Genomic DNA, 19,322 nt, shown 5'->3' with positions numbered 1-19,322 from the left:
ACGCCGGGATCAAGGCCCGGGCTGGTCGACAAGACGTGGAGATGCTGCTTTTTACCACAAATCGACAGTCGGCGGAACCTGCAGTTTGCAGGGGTATTCGCTGGTTGAACCAGCCAATAACAGAGCGGCGCCATAAGCGCCGCTATCATGTCACTATTTTTCGCTGTGGCTTACTTGAACCAGCTGGAGACCAGCATCACCAGGTAATCCCACAGGCGGCTCATCAGCCCACCTTCCTGCACTTCTTCCAGGGCGACCAGCGGGACCTGCTTGATCTCCTTGTCGCCTTGCTTCAGGTAGACGGTACCGACCCGTTGGCCCTTGGCCAGCGGTGCCTTCAGCTCGCTCTCGAGCTGGAAGTCGGCTTTCAGGTTGTTGCCCTGACCGCGGGTGACCAGCACGGACACGTCCTTGTCGACGCCGAGTTTCACTTCAGACTTGTCGCCCATCCAGATCTTCTGGGTGACCAGCTCGGTGCCGGCCTTGTAGGGGGTCAGGCTCTGGAAGAAACGGAAGCCATAGGTCAGCAGCTTCTTGCTCTCGGCGGCGCGGGAGCCTTCGCTGCTGGCACCCAGCACCACGGCGATCAGGCGCATGCCTTCGTTGTTGGTGGCGGAGGAGACCAGGTTGTAGCCGACCTGGCTGACGTGGCCGGTCTTGATGCCATCCACTTGCAGGGATTGATCCCACAGCAGGCGGTTGCGGTTGTGCTGGGTGATGCCGTTGAACACGAACGACTTCTGGGAGTAGATCTTGTACTCCTCCGGCAGATCGCGGATCAGGGCCTGACCCAGACGGGCCATGTCGTGGGCGGTGCTGTAGTGGCCTTCCGCATCCAGACCGTGCGGGTTCTTGAACTGGCTGTCGTTCATGCCGAGCTTGGCGGACCAGGAGTTCATCAGGCTGGCGAAGGAGTCGGTGCTGCCAGCCAGGAATTCGGCCATGGCGACGCAGGCGTCGTTGCCGGACTGGATGATGATGCCCTTGTTCAGGTCATCGACCGAGACCTGCTTGCCCACCTCGATGAACATCTTGGAGGAGTCGGAGTAGTTCTTGGACCAGGCGTTCTGGCTGATGGTCACCATGTCGGTGCGCTTGATGTTCCCCTTCAGCAGCTCCTGGCCGATGATGTAGGAGGTCATCATCTTGGTCAGACTGGCGGGCGGCAGACGCTCTTCGGCGTTCTGCTCGGCCAGCACCTGACCCGAGTAGTAGTCGATCAGAATATGGGCCTTGGCGGAGATCTCAGGCGCGGCGGGAACGACCATGGGGGCGGCGTTTGGCGTCGGCAGGCCGGCCTGGGGGACGTCTCTGGTCGGTACTGGCTGGTTGGCGTCCGGCGTCGGCACCGGTTGGTTGGCCTGAGCGGTGGCGCTTAACAGGGAGGCCAGAATAACGGAACGGGCAAATTTGGACATCTTGGAATTCCTGGAGCCTGGATGGGTTGTACCCAAGTTAAAAAAAGCGGGTTTCACTATACCAGATGCGCTCGCCGGTCATAGCCCGGCATGCGATCTTGAACGGGTTTTTATCCATTTCCCGCGCCGTCACGCCGGGATACGACGTGACGGCGCGGGCCATGGTGGCGCCGATGATCAGGGGACGATGAAGGCCTGCTCCAGCCCCCCCTGCCGGATCTGCTCCAGCAAGGTGCTCTGCTGATCGGCCGCGACCGGCCCCAGCAGCACGCGGAAGAGGGCGTCGTGCGCCACCACCTGGTAGGGCACGCCATAGCGCTGGGTCATCACCTTGCCCAGGGCCTCGGCCCTGGGTTGGGAGCCACTGGCCAGCACCTGGATCATCTTGCCCTGGCCGCTGGCGGCCTTGGGGGCAGAGAGGGTGCTGGTCGCCGTGGCGGCGGGCTTGGCGGGGGCTTCGGCCTGAGCGGTGGCCGAGGGAGCCGCAGGCTGGGGATCTCCCAGGAAGGCGCCCTGCTCGGCGGGCGCCGCCGGCTGCAGGGGCTGCATCGGCGTCATGGGCACCATCTCGACCATCTGATCCGGCCTGTCGTTGATGAGATCCAGTCGAACTCGCGCCTCACCCCCTTCTATCATCCCCAGCTGCTGGGCGGCGGCATGGGAGAGATCGATGAGGCGATCGCTGTCGAACGGGCCGCGATCGTTGACCCGCACTATGGTCTCCAGCCCGTTGTCCAGGTTGGTGACCCGCACATAGCTTGGCAGCGGCAGGTTGCGGTGGGCGGCGCTGAACAGCTTGCTGTCCAGCACGTCGCCGTTGGCGGTCTTGTTGCCATCGAGCTCCAGCGCCAGCCAGCTGGCGGTGCCTTCTTCTTGATAGTTCTTGATGTCGCGCCACACCTCGTACTTCTGCTTGCCGATCCAGTAGTCCCGGTTGCCGCTGGCGCTCATGGGTTCGGGGCGCGGGATGGCGCCGGTCGCCTGCGGGATCTCGATCACCGGCGGTTTTTCCTGCGAGGCGGGTTCCTGGGGCAGGGGCTGCTCCGGCTGGCTGCTACAGGCGGCCAGCAACAAGCTCAGGCTGAGCGGGAGAAGTTTGTGGCTGTAATGCATACGCTTCCTGGATTGCTTGACTGAGTTGATGCACCGCCATCGCATACAGAGGGCTGCGGTTATAGCGGGTGATCACATAAAAATTGTGGCGCGCGACCCAGTATTCCGGTCCGTCGGCCTGTTCCAACGCCAGCAGTTTGACCGGCGTGTCCGGTGCCAGCGGGGTGGCGAGCTCGATGCCCGCCGCGGCCAGCTCGGCCCACTGCTGCCTGAGCTCGGGCTCGGGCCGAAGCAGGGTACCTACTGGAGCCAGTCCGATCAAGGCGGGTTCGACGGCCGACTCCCCCCAGCGCCAGCGATGCTGGGCAAAATAGTTGGCCACGCTGCCGATGGCATCCACCGGGTTGGCAAACAGATCCCGCTTGCCATCCCCGTCAAAGTCCACCGCGTAGTGGCGGTAGCTGGACGGCATGAACTGGCCCATGCCCATGGCGCCGGCATAGGAGCCCTTGAGGCGGGTGAGCGGCCACTTCTCCTCTTTGGCCAGCAGCACCAGCTGGGCAAACTCCTTGGCGAAGAACTCCTCGCGCGCTGGGTAGTGAAAGCCCAGGGTGTAGAGGCTGTCGAGCACCGAGTGGCGGCCCATCTGGCGGCCATAGAAGGTCTCGATGCCGATGATGGCGACGATGAGGGCGGCGGGCACTCGATAGGTCTGCTCGGCCCGCGCCAGCACCTCGGCGTGACACTGCCAGAAGTCGACCCCGTTGCGGATCCTGTCCTCGGTCACGAACAGCGGGCGGTAGCGGTGCCAGGGCTTGGCCTCCCAGGGCCGGCCTATGGTATCGAGGATCTCCTGGCGCAACTGCGCCTGGGCGGCGGCGGCCTGCAGCTCGGCCAGCGGCACGGCTTGCTGCTCTGCCAGCCGCTCCAGTCGCTCGGACTCCGGGGCTGCACTCGTCGTCAGCGCCCAGCAGCAGAGCATCCAGCCCCATCTCATCAGGCGAGCAGCCTTCTATGGGTCTGAATGGACATCAAGATGCCGAAGCCGGCCATCAGGGTCACCATGGAGGTGCCGCCGTAGCTCACCAGCGGCAGGGGGCCTCCACGACAGGCAGAATATATCCACCTCATCAGGCCAGTAGCCTTCTATGGGTCTGAATGGACATCAAGATGCCGAAGCCGGCCATCAGGGTCACCATGGAAGTGCCGCCGTAGCTCACCAGCGGCAGGGGCACCCCCACCACCGGCAATATGCCGCTCACCATGCCCATGTTGACGAACACATAGACGAAGAAGGTGAGGGTCAGGGCGCCGCCGAGCAGGCGCTCGAAGCTGTTCTGGGCCTGCATGGAGATGAACAGGCAGCGGCTGATGATGTACAGATAGATCACCAGCAGCAGGGCCACGCCCACCAGGCCGAACTCCTCGCTGAACACCGCGAAGATGAAGTCGGTATGGCGCTCCGGCAGAAACTCCAGCTGGGACTGGGTGCCCTGCAGCCAGCCTTTGCCGAACACGCCGCCGGAGCCGATCGCTATTTTGGACTGGATGATGTGGTAGCCACGGCCGAGGGGATCCTTCTCCGGATCCAGCAGCATCAGCACCCGCTGGCGCTGATAGTCGTGCATCAGGAAGAACCAGAGCACCGGCATGAAGGCGGCGATGAGCAGCACCGCCAGGCCGATCAGCCACCAGCTGATCCCCGCCAGGAAGATGACGAAGAAGCCGGAGGCCGCCACCAGGATGGAGGTGCCGAGATCGGGCTGGGCCGCGATCAGCAGGGTCGGCAGCAGCACCATCACCAGGGCGATCAGCACATGGCTGAACTTGGGGGGCAGGGAGTGCCGGCTGAGCCAGGCGGCCACCATGATGGGCATGGAGAGCTTCATCACCTCGGAGGGCTGGAACTTCATGAAGCCGAGATCCAGCCAGCGCTGGGCCCCCTTGCCGATGTGGCCGAACACATCCACCGCGATGAGCAGCAGCACTACCACGACGAACAGCGGCACCGACCAGCGCGCATAGAGGGAGGGCGGCAGCTGGGCCAGGCCGATCATCAGGCCGAAGGCGAGGCCGCCGCGCACCAGCTGGCGCACTATGGAGTCGAGATCCTGGCCCGAGGCGGAGTAGAGCACCACCATGGAGAGGGTCATCAGCGCCAGCAGGCCGAGCAGCAACGGCAGGTCGATGTGCAGTCGGTACCAGAGGCTCTGTTGGCGAGCGGAGTTACTCATGATGGGAGAAGCCCTCGTGCTGCATGGATGGCCTGGGGTGGCAAGATGCTCTGCTGGTGTGCGGAGTTACTCATTGGGGGACGGCCTCGCTCTGATCCGGGCTAAGGGTGGGCGGCTTGCTGGGGGCGGGCGGCAGCTGGGGCTCCGGCGGCAGCAGGTAGGCATCCAGCATGTGACGGGCGACAGGCGCGCCCATGGAGCTACCACCACCGGCGTTCTCCAGCACCAGGGCGACCACCGCCTTGGGCGCCTCGAACGGCGCGAATGCGACGAACAGCGCGTTGTCGCGGTGCTCCACCTTGGTGGTGGCCGCGTTGTAGACCTGGTTCTCTTTCAGGCCCACCACCTGGGCAGTACCGGACTTGCCCGCCGCCTTGTAGGGGGTGTTGGCGAAGGCGCGACGGCCGGTGCCCTCGTGGCCGTTGATGACGCGCCACATGCCGTCCTTGGCCACCTGCCAGTAGGTGTCGCTCTTGGCGGCGATGGCCACGTTCGGGTTGATGGGGGCGTTGACCACCCCGTCCGCCGAGGCGGTGCTCTTGAGCAGGTGCGGCGTCACGTCGTGACCGTTCTGGGTCAGTATGCTGATCGCCTTGGCCAGCTGGATCGGGGTGGAGCTCCAGTAGCCCTGGCCGATGCCGATGGAGATGGTGTCCCCCTGATACCAGGGCTGACGCCAGCGCGCCATCTTCCAGTCGCGGGACGGCATGACCCCCTTGGTCTCTTCATAGAGGTCGACGCCACTGTATTGACCGAAGCCGAACTTGGTCATGTAGGCGTGGATCTTGTCGATGCCGACCCGGTAGGCGAGATCGTAGAAGTAGGTATCCGCCGATACCTCGATGGCGCGGTAGACATCGAGCCAGCCATGGCCCCAGCGGCGCCAATCGCGAAACTTCTTGGTGGTGCCCGGGATGGAGAAGCTGGGGCCGCCGAAGTAACGGTAGTTGGGGGTGATGGCCCCCTCGTTCAGCCCCATCACCGCCATCATGGGTTTGACGGTGGAGGCGGGGGCATAGATGCCCTGAGTGGTGCGGTTCACCAGCGGGCGGGCCGGATCGTTGAGCAGCGCCGAATAGTTGGTGTTGGAGATGCCGGTCACGAACAGATTGGGGTCGTAGCTCGGGCTCGACTCCATGGCCAGGATGGCACCGGTGTTGGGATCCATCATGACGATGGCGCCCCGGCGACCGGCCAGCAGCTCCTGCGCCTTCAGTTGCAGGCGGATGTCGATGTTGAGGTAGATGTCCTTGCCGGGCTCGGGGGGCTGGAACTTGAGGGTGCGCACCACCCGGCCGCGGTTGTTGACCTCGACCTCCTGATAGCCCGCCACGCCGTGCAGCTGATCCTCGTAGAACTTCTCCACCCCCTGCTTGCCGATGTCTTTGGTGGCGGCATAGTTGGCGAGTTTTTCCTCTTTATCGAGGCGCTCCACGTCGCGGGTGTTGATCTTGGCCACATAGCCGAGCGCATGGGTCAGGGTATCGCCAAACGGATAGTAACGCTTGAGATAGGCCTCGATGCTGGCGCCCGGGTAGTTGTGCTGGTTGACCGAGAAGAGCGCGACCTGATACTCGGTCAGCTTCTCGAACAGGGGAACCGGCTTGAAGCGGCGCTGGCGCTTGACCTCCGCCAGGAACTTCTCCTTGGTCCCCTCCGGCAGCGCCAGCAGGGTGATCAGCTCGTCGGCGGTCTTCTCCAGATCGCCGGTCTCTTCGGGCACGATTTCCAGGCTGTAGACAGGGCGGTTCTCCGCCAGCAGCACGCCGTTGGCGTCATAGATGAGGCCCCGTGGCGGCGCCACCGGTACCACCCGGATGCGGTTGTCGTTGGAACGGGTCTGATAGGTGTCGTAAGACTCTACCTGCAGGTAGTAGAGGTTCCCCAGCAGCACCAGCATGAGGATGACCATGCCGATGTAGGCGACCAGGGTGCGCCGGAAGAACAGCCGTCCCTCGGCACTGTGATCGCGCATCTCGATGCGATTCTTCAGCATGCCGTTACCTTATGGCCGATGAAGGGTAGCGACTGAAACCCGGTGGGGCCGCTCCCTGTGACATGAATGAACATGGGGGGGTGATGCACCAGAGACTCATGGCTCACTCCCTGTGATACGGATGATTGGTGGTGATGCTCCAGGCGCGATAGAGGCTCTCGGCCACCAGCACCCGCACCAGCGGATGGGGCAGGGTCAGCGGTGACAGCGACCAGCTCTGCTCGGCGGCGGCCTTGCACTCGGGGGAGAGACCCTCGGGCCCCCCCACCAGCAGTGCCACGTCGCGACCATCCAGCTTCCAGGCTTCCAGCGAAGCGGCGAGCTGCTCGGTGGTCCAGGGTTTGCCCGGGATGTCCAGGGTCACGAGGCGGGAGCGGCCGGCGGCGGCCAGCATGGCTTCCCCCTCCTTCTGCAGGATGCGGGGAATGTCGGCATTCTTGCCGCGTTTGCCTGCGCCTATCTCGACCAACTCGAACGGCATGTCTTTCGGGAAACGGCGACGGTACTCTTCGAAGCCACGCTCTACCCAGGCGGGCATCTTGGTGCCCACCGCAATCAACTGGATCTTCATCTTTTATTACACTTGCACCCTTTGTTACGCCTGCACACTCTATTGCGTTGGCACTTGGGCGCCGCCCCAGAGTTTTTCCAGTTGGTAGAAGTCGCGGTATTCGTCCTGCATCACATGCACTATGACGACCCCCAGGTCTACCAGCGCCCATTCACCGGTGAGCTGACCTTCCACGCTGAGCAGCGCGATCCCGGCGTGGCGGGCCTCGCTGGCCAGATGGTGGGCGATAGAGCTGACATGGCGACTGGAGTTGCCGGAGCAGATGATCATGGTGTCCGTGATGCTGGATTTGCCGCGTACATCCAGGGTGATGATGTCGCGACCTTTCATGTCATCGATCTTGTCGACGATAAAGGCGAGTAATTCTTGGCCTTGCAATGTCTTCTCCTATCTTCCGGCGCGCTTGTACAGCATGAGGGCGGCGGATTATATCATGGTCATTCCCGTTTCCCAGCTTGGTAAAGGGCAAGGGAGCCGGGGTCACCGCCGACGGGCGGGGCCCTTGTTGATCACTATAGTGCGCAACCGGGCCAGACAATAGTCAAGCCGATGCTGGCTGCGCCTCAGGGTGTCGGCTCTGCCGAGCACGGGATTGTGGTCGGGGGCTATGCCTTGGCCCTGTCCGGCATTCAGGGTGCGGGCTGGTAGAGCCCTTGCTGCCGGATGTAGCTGGCCACCGATGCCGGCAACAGGTATCTGGGATCCTGACGCGCGGCCAGCAGGGCCCGCAGCCGGGTGGCCGACAGCTCTATGGGCAGGTTGTCCGCCAGCCAGATGTGGCCGTGGCGGTGGCGGTGCAGATCCGACACCTGCCTGCTCTGGTGGCGGGCCAGCAGGCTGGCCACCTCGGCCGGGTAGTCCGGTTGCCAGCCCGGGCGCATGCTCACCACCAGGTGGGCATAGTCGAGCAGCTCCCGCCAGCGGTGCCAGCCCGGCAGGCCGAGCAAGGAGTCCATCCCCATCAGGAAGCAGAGCGGGGTGTCCGGCAGCTCCCGTCGCAGTTCGATCAGCGTCTCTATGGTGTAGGAGGGGCTGTTTCGCCTGAGCTCCCGCTCATCCACCACGAAGCCCGGGGTCTCCGCCGCCGCCAGCCTGACCATGGCGAGGCGTTGCTCGCCGGTGCAGAACGGACTGGCTCTGTGGGGCGGGATATGGTTCGGCACCAGGCGCACCTCGGCCAGCCCGAGCGTGCCCTGGGCCTCGATGGCGGGTCTCAGATGGCCGATGTGGATGGGATCGAAGGTGCCACCCAGGATGCCGATGGGCGCCTTCAGCATGTTTCTGTCCCTGTTAGCTCAAGGAGCGCGATATGGATGGGAGCGAAGGTCCCTCCCGATATGCCGATGGGTGCCTTCAGCATGCTGCCGACTCCAGCAGGGGCAGTGGCGCGCCATCGCGAAAACCGAGCGCCAGGGTCTGCAGCATCAGCCAGGCCCGCTCGGTATCGAAGCGGCGCTGGGCATCGTCCAGCTGGGCCATCAGTTGCCACAGCTGCTGCAGCTTGCTAAACGGCAAGCGGGTCAGGGCCTGCTGGATCAGCTGCTGGCGACTCTGCCAGATACGCAGCCGGGAGAAGTGCTCCACCAGCGGCTGACCGGCGCGGGCGGCCAGCGCCAGCTCGGTGAGCTGCTCCAGCTCGCGGCACAGGGCCCAGGCCAGCATGCCGGGCTCGGTGCCTTCGGCCCGCAGCGCCAGCAGGATGCGCTGGGCCCGGTTCACCTTGCCCTCCAGCAGGGTATCGATGAGCTGGAACGGCGTGAAATGGGCGTGACGTATGATGGTCTCTTGTAGATAGGCGACGCTGATGGGCTGGGGCGGCGCCAGCAGGGTCAGCTTCTCTATCTCCTGGCTCGCGGCCAGCAGGTTGCCCTCATAGGCGTGGCACATGAAGTTGATGGCGTCCGGCAGGGCCTTGAGGCCGAAACGCTGAAAACGGGCGCTCATCCAGCGCGGGAAGAAGCGGGGCTCGGGGTGATTGACCGGCACATAGGTGCCGTTCTGGCTCAGCTTGTCGAACCAGGCTGCCTTCATCTGGGTCTGGTTGAGGCGATTGCCGCTCAGCACCAGCAGCAGGTCGGGATGCAGCTGCTTGCCGATCTCGGTGATGCGGGCGGCGAGATCCTTGTCGACCTTGGCGGGCAGCTCCAGCTCGATGATCTGGCGGGCCGAGAACAGGCTCATGGCCTGGCAGGCATCGTAGACCTGGTTCCAGTCCAGCCCGGCTTCGACCACGAAGCTGTGGCGTTCGTCGAAACCCTGCTTGCCGGCCACCTGCCGGATGGCGTCGATGGCCTCCAGCTTGAGCAGCGGCTCGTCACCAAAAACGAGATAGCAGGGCTTGAGCCCTGCTTTGAGATGGTCCGCAAACTGCTCGGGGTAGACTCTCATCAAGATACTCGCATCAGAACTTGACCTGGCTGAGCTGACGGATCACCAGGTTCGCGGCCTGCTCCTGCATCTCCTTGCCGAGCTGCTCCTGCTCGCGAGACGAGGCGAGCGCCGCATCCGGCTTGTTCAGGAAGCTGCGGTTGAAGGTGATGGGGAAGACCTGGGTCGGCTTGCCCGGCACAGTGATGCTGAACTGGGTGCTGTAACCCAGCAGGTACTCACGCTCCTGACCGATGGAGTCGACGGAGGCAACCTGACTGCTGCTGCGAACGCCTGCCAGGGTCAGCACCGGGATGCCTTCCTTGTCCGCCAGGGTCACCCCTGAGGCCTTGAGGCGGGTGGTCACCAGCCGGTAGAAATCGCTCTTGTTGTCACCGACCACCTTCATGGTCATCAGCTCGGGGGGGATGGCGGTGCCCCGCATCTGAAAACCGCAGGCCTGCAGCAGCAGGCCCGTCAGCGCGATGGCAATCCAGCGAGTAAGGGACATGCCCATGTGAATTCCTCTTTGAATGGCTGGAACGACGGCGGGCACCAGCCCGCCGTCGGATCATCAGTTGGCGACGATGTTGAGCAGCTTGCCCGGTACGTAGACCACCTTGCGCACGGTCAGGCCTTCGGTGAACTTCTGCACCGAGGCATCGGCCATGGCCAGCTTCTCGACTTCGGCCTGGCTGATCTCGGCCGGCACTGTCAGCTTGCCGCGCATCTTGCCGTTGATCTGCACCACCACCAGCTTCTCGGTCTCGACCATGGCGCTCTCGTCGGCCACCGGCCAGCTGGCTACGTCGATGTCTCCTTCCTTGCCCAGCATCTTCCACAGCTCGAAGCCGATGTGCGGGGTGATGGGGTAGAGCATGACCACGACCGCTTCCAGCGCTTCCTGCATCAGGGCTCTGTCCTGCTCGCCGGTATCCAGCTTGGAGAGATTGTTCATCAGCTCCATGATGGCGGCGATGGCGGTGTTGAAGGTCTGGCGACGGCCCACGTCATCGCTCACCTTGGCGATGGTCTTGTGCAGTTCGCGGCGCACCGCTTTCTGATCGCCGGTCAGGGCGGCCAGGTTCAGCGCGGGGGCGCTGCCGGCACTGACGTGCTCGAAGGTCAGGCGCCACAGGCGACGCAGGAAGCGCTGGGCCCCTTCGACGCCGGAGTCGGACCACTCCAGGGTCATGTCGGCCGGGGAGGCGAACATCATGAACAGGCGCACGGTATCGGCGCCGTAACGCTCCACCATCAGCTGGGGATCGATGCCGTTGTTCTTGGACTTGGACATCTTGGTCATGCCGGAGTGGATCACCTCACGGCCCTCAAGGTCGATGGCCTTGGTGATGCGACCCTTGTCGTCACGCTCCACCTTGACCTCGGTCGGGCTGACCCAGACGTTGCCGCCCTTCTCGTCCTTGTAGTAGAAGGCGTCGGCCAGCACCATGCCCTGGCAGAGCAGGCGCTTGAACGGCTCGTCGCTGTTGACCAGACCGGCATCGCGCAGCAGCTTGTGGAAGAAGCGGGCGTAGAGCAGGTGCATACAGGCGTGCTCGATGCCGCCTATGTACTGATCCACTGGCAGCCAGTGGTTGGCGGCCGCGGGATCCAGCATGCCCTTGTCGTAGTCCGGGGAGCAGTAGCGGGCGTAATACCAGGAGGACTCCATGAAGGTGTCGAAGGTATCGGTTTCCCGGAAGGCTTCCTGGCCGTTATAGGTGGTCTTGGCCCAGGCGGCATCGGCCTTGATCGGGCTCTGGATGCCATCCATCACCACGTCTTCCGGCAGCAGCACCGGCAGTTGATCCTCCGGGGTTGGTACTACTGTGCCGTCGGCCAGGGTCAACATGGGGATGGGGGCGCCCCAGTAGCGCTGACGGGAGACGCCCCAGTCGCGCAGGCGGAAGTTGACGGTGCGCTTGCCCTTGCCGATCGATTCCAGCTTGGTGGCGATGGCATCGAAGGCGGCCTGGAACTCGAGGCCGTCGAACTCGCCGGAGTTGAACAGCACACCCTTGTCGGTGTAAGCGGCGGCAGCAACGTCCGGCACCTCACCCTCGGCGGGCTTGATGACGGCCTTGATCTCGAGGCCGTACTTGGTGGCGAACTCATGGTCGCGCAGATCGTGGCCGGGCACCGCCATCACGGCGCCGGTGCCATAGTTCATCAGCACGAAGTTGGCGACCCAGACCGGCACCTTGCGGCCATCCAGCGGGTGAATGGCGTAGAGGCCGGTGGCCATGCCCTTCTTCTCCATGGTCGCCATCTCAGCCTCGGCCACCTTGGTGTGCTTGCACTCCTCGATGAAGGCGGCCAGCTCAGGATTGGTCGCGGCAGCCTGGGCAGCCAGCGGGTGACCGGCGGCGATGCCCACATAGGTCACGCCCATGAAGGTATCCGGACGGGTGGTGTAGACCTCGAGGTCGCCATCCTGATCGGCTATCTGGAAGTGGATGTTGACCCCTTCGGAGCGGCCAATCCAGTTGCGCTGCATGGTCTTGACCATCTCTGGCCAGCCGTCCAGGTTGTCGATGTCGTTGAGCAGCTCTTCGGCATAGTCGGTGATCTTGATGAACCACTGGGGGATCTCTTTCTGCTCCACCGGGGTGTCACAGCGCCAGCAGCAGTTGTCGATCACCTGCTCGTTGGCCAGCACCGTCATGTCGTTCGGGCACCAGTTGACGGAGGAGGTCTTCTTGTAGACCAGGCCCTTCTCGTGGAGCTTGGTGAAGAACCACTGCTCCCAGCGGTAGTAGTCCGGCTTGCAGGTCGCCAGCTCGCGATCCCAGTCGTAGCCGAGCCCCAGCATCTTCAGCTGGTTCTTCATGTATTCGATGTTTTCGTAGGTCCAGGGCGCCGGTGCCGTGTTGTTCTTGATGGCGGCGTTTTCTGCCGGCAGACCGAAGGCATCCCAGCCGATGGGTTGCAGCACGTTCTTGCCATTGAGCCGTTGATAACGGGAGATCACATCACCTATGGTGTAGTTACGCACGTGCCCCATGTGTAGGCGACCAGACGGATAGGGGAACATGGAGAGGCAGTAGAACTTCTCTTTGTCTACTTTCTCCACGGCCTTGAAGGTTTTCTTGGCATCCCAGTGCTGCTGCACTGCTGGTTCTATGGATTGGGGAACGTATTGCTCTTGCATTGGTGACATCCGGATCTGTGAAATGAATAGATAAATCAGCTGGGAAATCCCGATAGAATACCCATATCCTGCGGCGGCAACAACCGCCAGCATCCGCCCCGCCTCGTGCCAGGCACGATCAGGGTTCAGCAGAGGAGTAACGACCATGGACAAACGTCGACAAGGGTACGAAGCCTTCATCGCTCAGCTTAAAAAGCAATGGCAGGAGACCGAAGAGTTCCAGGGGGAGCGCCTCAACCGGATGATCGACAAGGTGCAGGCCTATCTGGAGGCGGCCGGCGATCTGACCCAGGACGAACTGGCGCTGATCGCCGAGTATGTGAAGCGGGATCTTGGCAACTACGACGAGGGGCGGGCCGAGGCGCCGGAGTCTGCCTTCATGCTGGCGTTGAAGGATACCGCCTGGTCCTGGCTGGCGGACGTGACCGACCGGGCCCAGGTGGAGTGGAGTGAGCTGGCGGAGGAGCTGGAACACAAGGGCATCTACCGGGCCGGCGACTGGGTCGGGCTCGGTGTGCTGGTGTGCGACCACTGCGAGTGGCGCCATACGGTGCTGCACCCGGAGCGACTCGGCACCTGCCCTGAGTGCGGCGCCAACGAGTATCACCGCGAGCCGCTGTCACCCTGAGTGCTACCACCCGACCCAATGAAAAGAGGCGCCCCTGGAGGGCGCCTCTTTTATGGGCGAGCGTTGGCTCAGAGCTGGCGCGCCCAGGGGTGGGCACGGGGGCGCAGCGCCAGCGCCAGCCCGAGCAGCAGGGCGGTCAGGCCGTACAGCGGCCAGCTGCCGAAGCGCAGATAGGGGGTCGAGCCGTGGGCCGGCCGCACCTCGGTGCGCAGCACCCCTGCCTCGAACTGCGGGATCTGGGCGATGATGCTGCCGTCGATCTCGGTGACTATGGTGATGCCGGTGTTGGTGTCGCGCAGCAGCGGGCGGGCCAGCTCGAGGGCGCGCATGCGGGCTATCTCCATGTGCTGCCAGGGGCCAATGCTGGTACCGAACCAGGCATCGTTGGAGACCGTCAGCAGGAAGTCGGTATCCGGCTGGACGTTGCGGCGCACCTCGTCCGGGAAGATGATCTCGTAGCAGATGGCGGCGGCGAACTTGAGCCCCTTGGCGATCAGGTTCGGCTGCACCGCATCCCCCGGGCTGAAGGAGGACATGGGCAGGTTGAAGAAGGGGGCTATGGGACGCAGCCAATCTTCAAACGGCACATATTCCCCTATGGGCAGCAGGTGATACTTGGAGTAGCGGTTCTTGTGCTCGTAGTGGTAGGACTCCTTGCCGTCCAGATCCTGCACCCCCATACCCAGCACTGTGTTGAAGAAGCGCTGCTGCACCGGATCGTAATGGATGATGCCCGCCAGCAGGCCGGTGTCGTTCACCTTCATCGCCTTGTCCAGGCTCTCCAGATAGCTGCCCATCTCCTTCTCGATGGCCGGGATCGCCGATTCGGGCCAGATGATGACGTCGGCATCCTGGTTCTCGCGGCTGAGATCCTGATAGGTACGCACCGTCGGCACCAGGGCCTCCGGATCCCACTTGAGGGACTGGGCTATGTTGCCCTGCACCAGCGCCACCTTGACCGGTTCGCCCCGGGTCACCCAGTTGAGCTGCATCAGCCCCTGAGCGGCGCCCACCAGGGCGACGGGCAACAGCAGCCAGGCCGGCTTGCGGCTCTGCCAGGTCAGCCAGAGCGCGGAGGTACACAGCAGCAGCGCCAGCGTGATGCCCTGCACCCCGAGGATGGGGGCGAAGCCCTTGAGGGGGCCGTCGATCTGGGTATAGCCAAACCAGAGCCAGGGGTAGCCGGTCATCACCCAGCCCCGCAGCCAGTCGGCCAGCAGCCAGAGCGCCGGGAAGGCGAGCAGCCAACGGCTCCAGTGGCGGCCGCTGAAGAAGCGGGCAAAGACCCAGCAGGCCAGGGTCGGGTAGAGCGACAGATAGGCCGCCAGCCCCGCCAGCAACACGAAGGCCGCCGGCAGCGGTATGCCGCCGAACTCCGTCATGCTGACGTGGATCCACCACTGACCCGGCAGGAAGAGCCCCATGGCGTAACCAAAACCGCGCCAGGCGGCCTGTTTGGGGTTGGCCTTGTCCAGCAGGGCATAGAGGCCGAGCAGGGAGGGGATCACCAGAGGCCAGTAGCCGAAGGGGGAGAAGGCCAGCACGGCGAGTGCGCCACAAGCAAAGGCACATAGGCTTGTCAGAAGTTTCGATTTCACTGGGCTAGGGGCTCGAATTGGGCTGAATAAAAGTTAAGTGGCCGACATCTTAACCGCAAAGCGCGCCAACGGCGAGCCTCCCGGCCATCGGGATTTCGACACCGTATTGAGGCGGGGTTGATGGTGGCGAGCAGGCGAGACGGCAGTGCTGAAATGACAAGCGCCCCTGCAAGCAGGGGCGCTGAATCGTCAGATCATGATGACGCGGGATCAGGACTCGGGCTGGGCCGCCGCGTGATTCTCCGGGATCTTGACTTGTAGTTGCTGCAGGCGACGGCGGTCGGCATGCATGACCTTGAACAGGTAGCCGTCCAGCTCGATCTCCTCGCCCTTCTTCGGCAGGTGGCTGAAGGCGTGCATCACCAGGCCGCCGACCGTGTCCACCTCTTCATCGCTGAACTGGGTGCCGAAGAAGTCGTTGAAGTCTTCGATCTCGGTGAGGGCGCTGACCGAGAAGACCCGCTTGCTGATGCGGCGGATCTCTTCCTGTTCATCCTCTATGTCGTCAAATTCGTCGTCGATCTCGCCGACGATGAGCTCCAATATGTCCTCGATGGTCACCAGACCCGAGACCCCGCCGAACTCGTCCACCACTATGGCCATGTGGTAGCGCTCCTCGCGGAACTCCTTGAGCAGCCGATCGACCCGCTTGCTTTCCGGCACTATCACAGTGGGGCGCAGGATCTGCTCGAGCTGCAGCGGCTCGCTGGCATGATGGCCGCCGAAGCCGAATGGCAGCAGATCCTTGGCGAGCAGAATGCCTTCCACATGATCCTTGTCTTCGTTGATCACCGGGAAGCGGGAGTGGCCGGATTCGATGATGACCGGCAGGAACTGGTCCACCGGCTGGGACTTCTCGATGGTCACCATCTGGGAGCGGGGGATCATGATGTCGCGCACGCGCAGCTCGGCTATTTCGAGCACGCCTTCGATCATGTCCTTGGTGTCCTGATCGATGAGGTCTCGCTCCTCGGCATCGGCGATCACGTCCACCAGATCGTTACGGTCTTTTGGCTCGCCCTGGAAGAGTTGGCTGAGTTTGTCGAGCCAGGTTTTCTTCGGCGAGCCGGTACTAGGGTGTTCGTCGGTCATTTTTTCTCTTGGTTACTCATTGAACATAGGGGTTCTTGGCTGTGCTAAGTGAGGATGGCCGCAGTCTGTTTCAATACTGTGACCCGCCTCCTCGGCACTCATTCTTCATCGTCAATATTAGGTGTTGGGAAGCCGAGTTTCTGCCGGATGTCGCGCGCCTGCGGTGCGCCATCGCCTCGGCTTTCCGTTCGCCTTCAGGCCTCGACTTCATCGTCAAGATAGGGGTCGGGGAAGCCGAGTTCCTGCATGATGTCGCGCTCCAGCGCCTCCATCTCCTCGGCTTCCTCATCCTCGATATGGTCATAACCTAGCAGATGCAGACTGCCGTGCACAACCATGTGAGCCCAGTGCGCGTCCAGGGTTTTGCCCTGTTCAGCGGCCTCGGCCTCGACCACCTGGCGACAGATCACCAGATCGCCGAGCAGGGGCAGCTCCATGCCGGGAGGGGCTTCGAACGGGAAGGAGAGCACGTTGGTGGGCTTGTCCTTGCCGCGGTAGGTGAGGTTGAGCTCGCGGCTCTCCGCCTCGTCCACCAGCCGTACCGTCACCTCGGCCTCGTCCTGAAAGCCGAGGAGGGTGCCGTCGAGCCAGCCTTGCAGCTGGGCTTCGGTCGGCAGTCCTTGCTCGTCAGCACAGGCCAGTTGCAGATCCAGGGTCACGCTCATTGGGCACTCTCTTCTCTTGAGTTGGTTTTATTGGACTTGGCCGGGAGGGACTCGGCCTGCGCGGCGTCGAACGCCTCGTAGGCTTGCACTATGCGGGCCACCACCGGGTGGCGCACCACGTCTTTGGATTCGAAGAAGTTGAACGACAGGCCATCGACTCCCTGCAGCACCTCCAGCGCGTGGCGCAGGCCGGACTTGGTGCTGCGCGGCAGATCCACCTGGGTGATGTCGCCGGTCACCACCGCCTTGGAGTTGAAGCCGATGCGGGTCAGGAACATCTTCATCTGCTCGGTGGTGGTGTTCTGGGCCTCGTCGAGGATGATGAAGGCATCATTCAAGGTTCTTCCGCGCATATAGGCGAGCGGTGCCACTTCTATGATGTTGCGCTCGATCAGCTTCTCCACCCGCTCGAAGCCCAGCATCTCGAACAGGGCGTCGTAGAGCGGACGCAGGTAGGGATCCACCTTCTGGGAGAGATCCCCCGGCAAGAAGCCGAGCTTCTCCCCCGCCTCCACCGCCGGGCGGGTCAGCAGGATGCGGCGGATCTCCTGGCGCTCCAGGGCGTCCACCGCCGCGGCCACGGCGAGATAGGTCTTGCCGGTACCGGCCGGGCCAATACCGAAGCTGATGTCGTGGCGCACTATGTTGGCGATGTACTGCGCCTGATTGGGGCTGCGGGGCTTGATGAGGCCGCGCTTGGTCTTGACCGTCACCTCCTTGCCATGGGGCTGGCTCGGCGCTTCCTCATCGTCCTGCTCCAACACACGGGACTCCTGCACCGACAGGTGCACCATCTCGGGGGTGATGTCGGTCACCTTGCCGCCCTTGAGGGGCTGGGTTTCCACATAGAGGTGCTTGAGGATGACGGCGACGGCGTCCACCTGGGCCTGTTTGCCGAGCAGCTGGAAGTGGTTATCACGGTAGCTGATCTCGACGCCGAGACGGCGCTCCAGCTGCTTGAGATTGTCGTCGAAGGGACCGCACAGGCTGGCGAGGCGCAGGTTGTCGGCGGGCTCCAGGTGCAGGTTCAGGGTCGAGATGTGTCGGCTCAAAATGTCCTCGTCTCAGCTGTTTCCCCCTCCGGCTGGCGGAGGGGGAGAGGGTAATTAGTGGGGTCTGAAGGCCGCAACGCCCAGATCATCGGGCACGTTGTCGGGCCGGCGCGCCAGGATCTCGCTCGGCGCGGTGGCGATGCGCAGATTCATCTCGTCCTCGCCACGGATGAAGAGACCGCGCAGTGAGTAGGGCCGCACGTCGGTGATCTCCACGTCGGCGAAGCCACCGATCAAGGTATGGGGGCCCTCGAAGTTGACCACCCGGTTGTTCTCGGTGCGGCCACTGAGCTGCATGGGATCCATCTTGGAGGGGCCCTCCACCAGGATGCGCTGCACCGAGCCCAGCATGGCGCGACCGATGAGCATCGACTGGTGATTGATCTGGTTCTGCAGCCGGGCCAGGCGGGCCTTCTTCACCTCCATGTCGACGTCGTCCGGCAGATCTGCGGCCGGGGTGCCGGGGCGCGGGCTGTAGATGAAGCTGAAGCTCATGTCGTAGTTGATCTCCTCGATCAGCTTCATGGTGGCCTCGAAGTCTTCGTCTGTCTCGTTCGGGAAGCCGACGATGAAGTCGGAGCTCATGGTGATGTCGGGACGGACGCTGCGCAGGCGGCGGATCTTGGACTTGTACTCCAGCACGGTGTGCGGACGCTTCATCATGGTCAAGATACGGTCGGAGCCACTTTGCACCGGCAGGTGCAGGAAGCTGACCACTTCCGGCGTGTCCTTGTAGACCTCGATGATGTCGTCGGTGAATTCGATGGGGTGGCTGGTGGTGTAGCGGATCCTGTCGATGCCGTCGATGGCGGCCACCAGTCGCAGCAGCTCGGCGAAGGTGCAGTGCTGGTCATCGAAGGTCGGGCCGCGGTAGGCGTTGACGTTCTGGCCGAGCAGGTTCACCTCGCGCACGCCCTGCTGGGCGAGCTGGGCGATTTCGTAGAGCACGTCGTCCAGTGGGCGGCTCACCTCCTCGCCACGGGTGTAGGGCACCACGCAGAAGGAGCAGTACTTGGAGCAGCCTTCCATGATGGAGACGAAGGCGGTGGGGCCCTCGGCGCGCGGCTCTGGCAGGTTGTCGAACTTCTCGATCTCGGGGAAGGCGATGTCTATCTGGGCGCCCCGGCCCTCCTGGACCTGCTTGATCATGGCGGGCAGACGATGCAGGGTCTGCGGGCCGAAGACGATGTCCACATAGGGGGCGCGCTGGCGCAGGCTCGCCCCTTCCTGAGAGGCGACGCAGCCACCCACACCTATCACCAGGCCTGGCTTTTTCAACTTGAGCTTCTTCCAGCGCCCGAGCTGGTGGAACACCTTCTCCTGCGCCTTCTCACGAATGGAACAGGTGTTGAGCAGCAAGACGTCGGCCTCTGCGGGCTCATCGGTCAGCTGATAACCATGGCTGGCGTCCAACAGGTCCGCCATCTTGGACGAGTCATACTCGTTCATCTGGCAGCCCCAGGTTTTAATGTGAAGTTTCTTGCTCATCGCTAC

At 63.3% G+C, this 19,322-nt stretch carries 18 protein-coding genes; 1 reads left to right on the top strand and 17 read right to left on the bottom strand.

All coding sequences use genetic code 11. The features are described from left to right. Positions 1-170: 170 nt before the first annotated feature. The 12 genes from KW825_RS13955 to leuS all read right to left on the bottom strand — a co-directional run bounded on the left by KW825_RS13955 (position 171) and on the right by leuS (position 12,793). Positions 171-1,418, bottom strand: coding sequence for a serine hydrolase (locus tag KW825_RS13955; protein ID WP_042652762.1), 1,248 nt, complete (start codon positions 1,416-1,418; stop codon positions 171-173). A gap of 177 nt (positions 1,419-1,595) precedes the next feature. Then, positions 1,596-2,531 (bottom strand): septal ring lytic transglycosylase RlpA family protein, encoded by a 936-nt coding sequence (locus KW825_RS13950; protein WP_218290569.1) that lies wholly within the window; start codon positions 2,529-2,531, stop codon positions 1,596-1,598. Then, a complete protein-coding gene (gene mltB / locus KW825_RS13945; RefSeq protein ID WP_371315811.1) occupies positions 2,473-3,468 on the bottom strand; it encodes a lytic murein transglycosylase B in 996 nt (331 codons plus the stop codon). The genes KW825_RS13950 and mltB overlap by 59 nt, the downstream gene beginning before the upstream one ends. Further along, positions 3,468-3,602 carry an FtsW/RodA/SpoVE family cell cycle protein gene (locus KW825_RS13940; protein ID WP_106887594.1) on the bottom strand — a complete coding sequence of 45 codons (135 nt, stop codon included), beginning with the start codon at positions 3,600-3,602 and terminating at the stop codon, positions 3,468-3,470. The genes mltB and KW825_RS13940 overlap by 1 nt, the downstream gene beginning before the upstream one ends. Further along, positions 3,602-4,705, bottom strand: a complete 1,104-nt coding sequence (gene rodA / locus KW825_RS13935) for a rod shape-determining protein RodA (RefSeq protein WP_042652759.1) — start codon at positions 4,703-4,705, stop codon at positions 3,602-3,604. The genes KW825_RS13940 and rodA overlap by 1 nt, the downstream gene beginning before the upstream one ends. A 70-nt stretch (positions 4,706-4,775) precedes the next feature. Continuing rightward, complete coding sequence (gene mrdA / locus KW825_RS13930) at positions 4,776-6,701, bottom strand: penicillin-binding protein 2 (protein WP_218290570.1); 1,926 nt, start codon at positions 6,699-6,701, stop codon at positions 4,776-4,778. A 103-nt stretch (positions 6,702-6,804) separates the two neighbouring features. After that, on the bottom strand, positions 6,805-7,272 hold the full coding sequence (gene rlmH, locus KW825_RS13925; protein ID WP_042652757.1) for a 23S rRNA (pseudouridine(1915)-N(3))-methyltransferase RlmH: 468 nt from the start codon (positions 7,270-7,272) through the stop codon (positions 6,805-6,807). A gap of 39 nt (positions 7,273-7,311) precedes the next feature. After that, positions 7,312-7,650, bottom strand: a complete 339-nt coding sequence (gene rsfS, locus KW825_RS13920; RefSeq protein WP_042652756.1) for a ribosome silencing factor — start codon at positions 7,648-7,650, stop codon at positions 7,312-7,314. A gap of 251 nt (positions 7,651-7,901) precedes the next feature. Further along, positions 7,902-8,549 carry a nicotinate-nucleotide adenylyltransferase gene (nadD, locus tag KW825_RS13915; protein ID WP_218329551.1) on the bottom strand — a complete coding sequence of 216 codons (648 nt, stop codon included), beginning with the start codon at positions 8,547-8,549 and terminating at the stop codon, positions 7,902-7,904. Between the two features lie 76 nt (positions 8,550-8,625). Then, positions 8,626-9,660, bottom strand: a complete 1,035-nt coding sequence (gene holA / locus KW825_RS13910; protein WP_218329550.1) for a DNA polymerase III subunit delta — start codon at positions 9,658-9,660, stop codon at positions 8,626-8,628. Between the two features lie 13 nt (positions 9,661-9,673). After that, positions 9,674-10,156, bottom strand: a complete 483-nt coding sequence (lptE, locus tag KW825_RS13905; protein ID WP_218290573.1) for an LPS assembly lipoprotein LptE — start codon at positions 10,154-10,156, stop codon at positions 9,674-9,676. Between the two features lie 57 nt (positions 10,157-10,213). Further along, complete coding sequence (leuS, locus tag KW825_RS13900) at positions 10,214-12,793, bottom strand: leucine--tRNA ligase (RefSeq protein ID WP_218329549.1); 2,580 nt, start codon at positions 12,791-12,793, stop codon at positions 10,214-10,216. 145 nt (positions 12,794-12,938) lie between these two features. Between leuS and KW825_RS13895 the strand changes: the two genes are divergently transcribed. Then, complete coding sequence (locus tag KW825_RS13895) at positions 12,939-13,421, top strand: zinc ribbon-containing protein (protein ID WP_218290575.1); 483 nt, start codon at positions 12,939-12,941, stop codon at positions 13,419-13,421. 68 nt (positions 13,422-13,489) lie between these two features. Here the strand turns inward: KW825_RS13895 and lnt are convergent, their stop codons facing one another. The 5 genes from lnt to miaB all read right to left on the bottom strand — a co-directional run bounded on the left by lnt (position 13,490) and on the right by miaB (position 19,316). Next, entirely contained in the window at positions 13,490-15,019 is a 1,530-nt protein-coding gene (gene lnt / locus KW825_RS13890; RefSeq protein ID WP_218329548.1) for an apolipoprotein N-acyltransferase, read from the bottom strand. 210 nt (positions 15,020-15,229) lie between these two features. Continuing rightward, positions 15,230-16,111, bottom strand: coding sequence for a CNNM family magnesium/cobalt transport protein CorC (gene corC / locus KW825_RS13885; protein ID WP_042652749.1), 882 nt, complete (start codon positions 16,109-16,111; stop codon positions 15,230-15,232). Between the two features lie 194 nt (positions 16,112-16,305). Continuing rightward, a complete protein-coding gene (gene ybeY, locus KW825_RS13880; protein WP_042652748.1) occupies positions 16,306-16,776 on the bottom strand; it encodes an rRNA maturation RNase YbeY in 471 nt (156 codons plus the stop codon). Continuing rightward, complete coding sequence (locus KW825_RS13875) at positions 16,773-17,828, bottom strand: PhoH family protein (RefSeq protein WP_218329547.1); 1,056 nt, start codon at positions 17,826-17,828, stop codon at positions 16,773-16,775. The genes ybeY and KW825_RS13875 overlap by 4 nt, the downstream gene beginning before the upstream one ends. 54 nt (positions 17,829-17,882) lie before the next feature. Further along, positions 17,883-19,316 (bottom strand): tRNA (N6-isopentenyl adenosine(37)-C2)-methylthiotransferase MiaB, encoded by a 1,434-nt coding sequence (gene miaB, locus KW825_RS13870; protein WP_042652746.1) that lies wholly within the window; start codon positions 19,314-19,316, stop codon positions 17,883-17,885. Positions 19,317-19,322 lie beyond the last annotated feature (6 nt).

The organism is Aeromonas sp. sif2433 (assembly GCF_019218705.1).
Taxonomy (GTDB): Bacteria; Pseudomonadota; Gammaproteobacteria; order Enterobacterales; family Aeromonadaceae; genus Aeromonas; species Aeromonas encheleia.
This window is presented reverse-complemented; position numbering and strand designations above follow the sequence as displayed.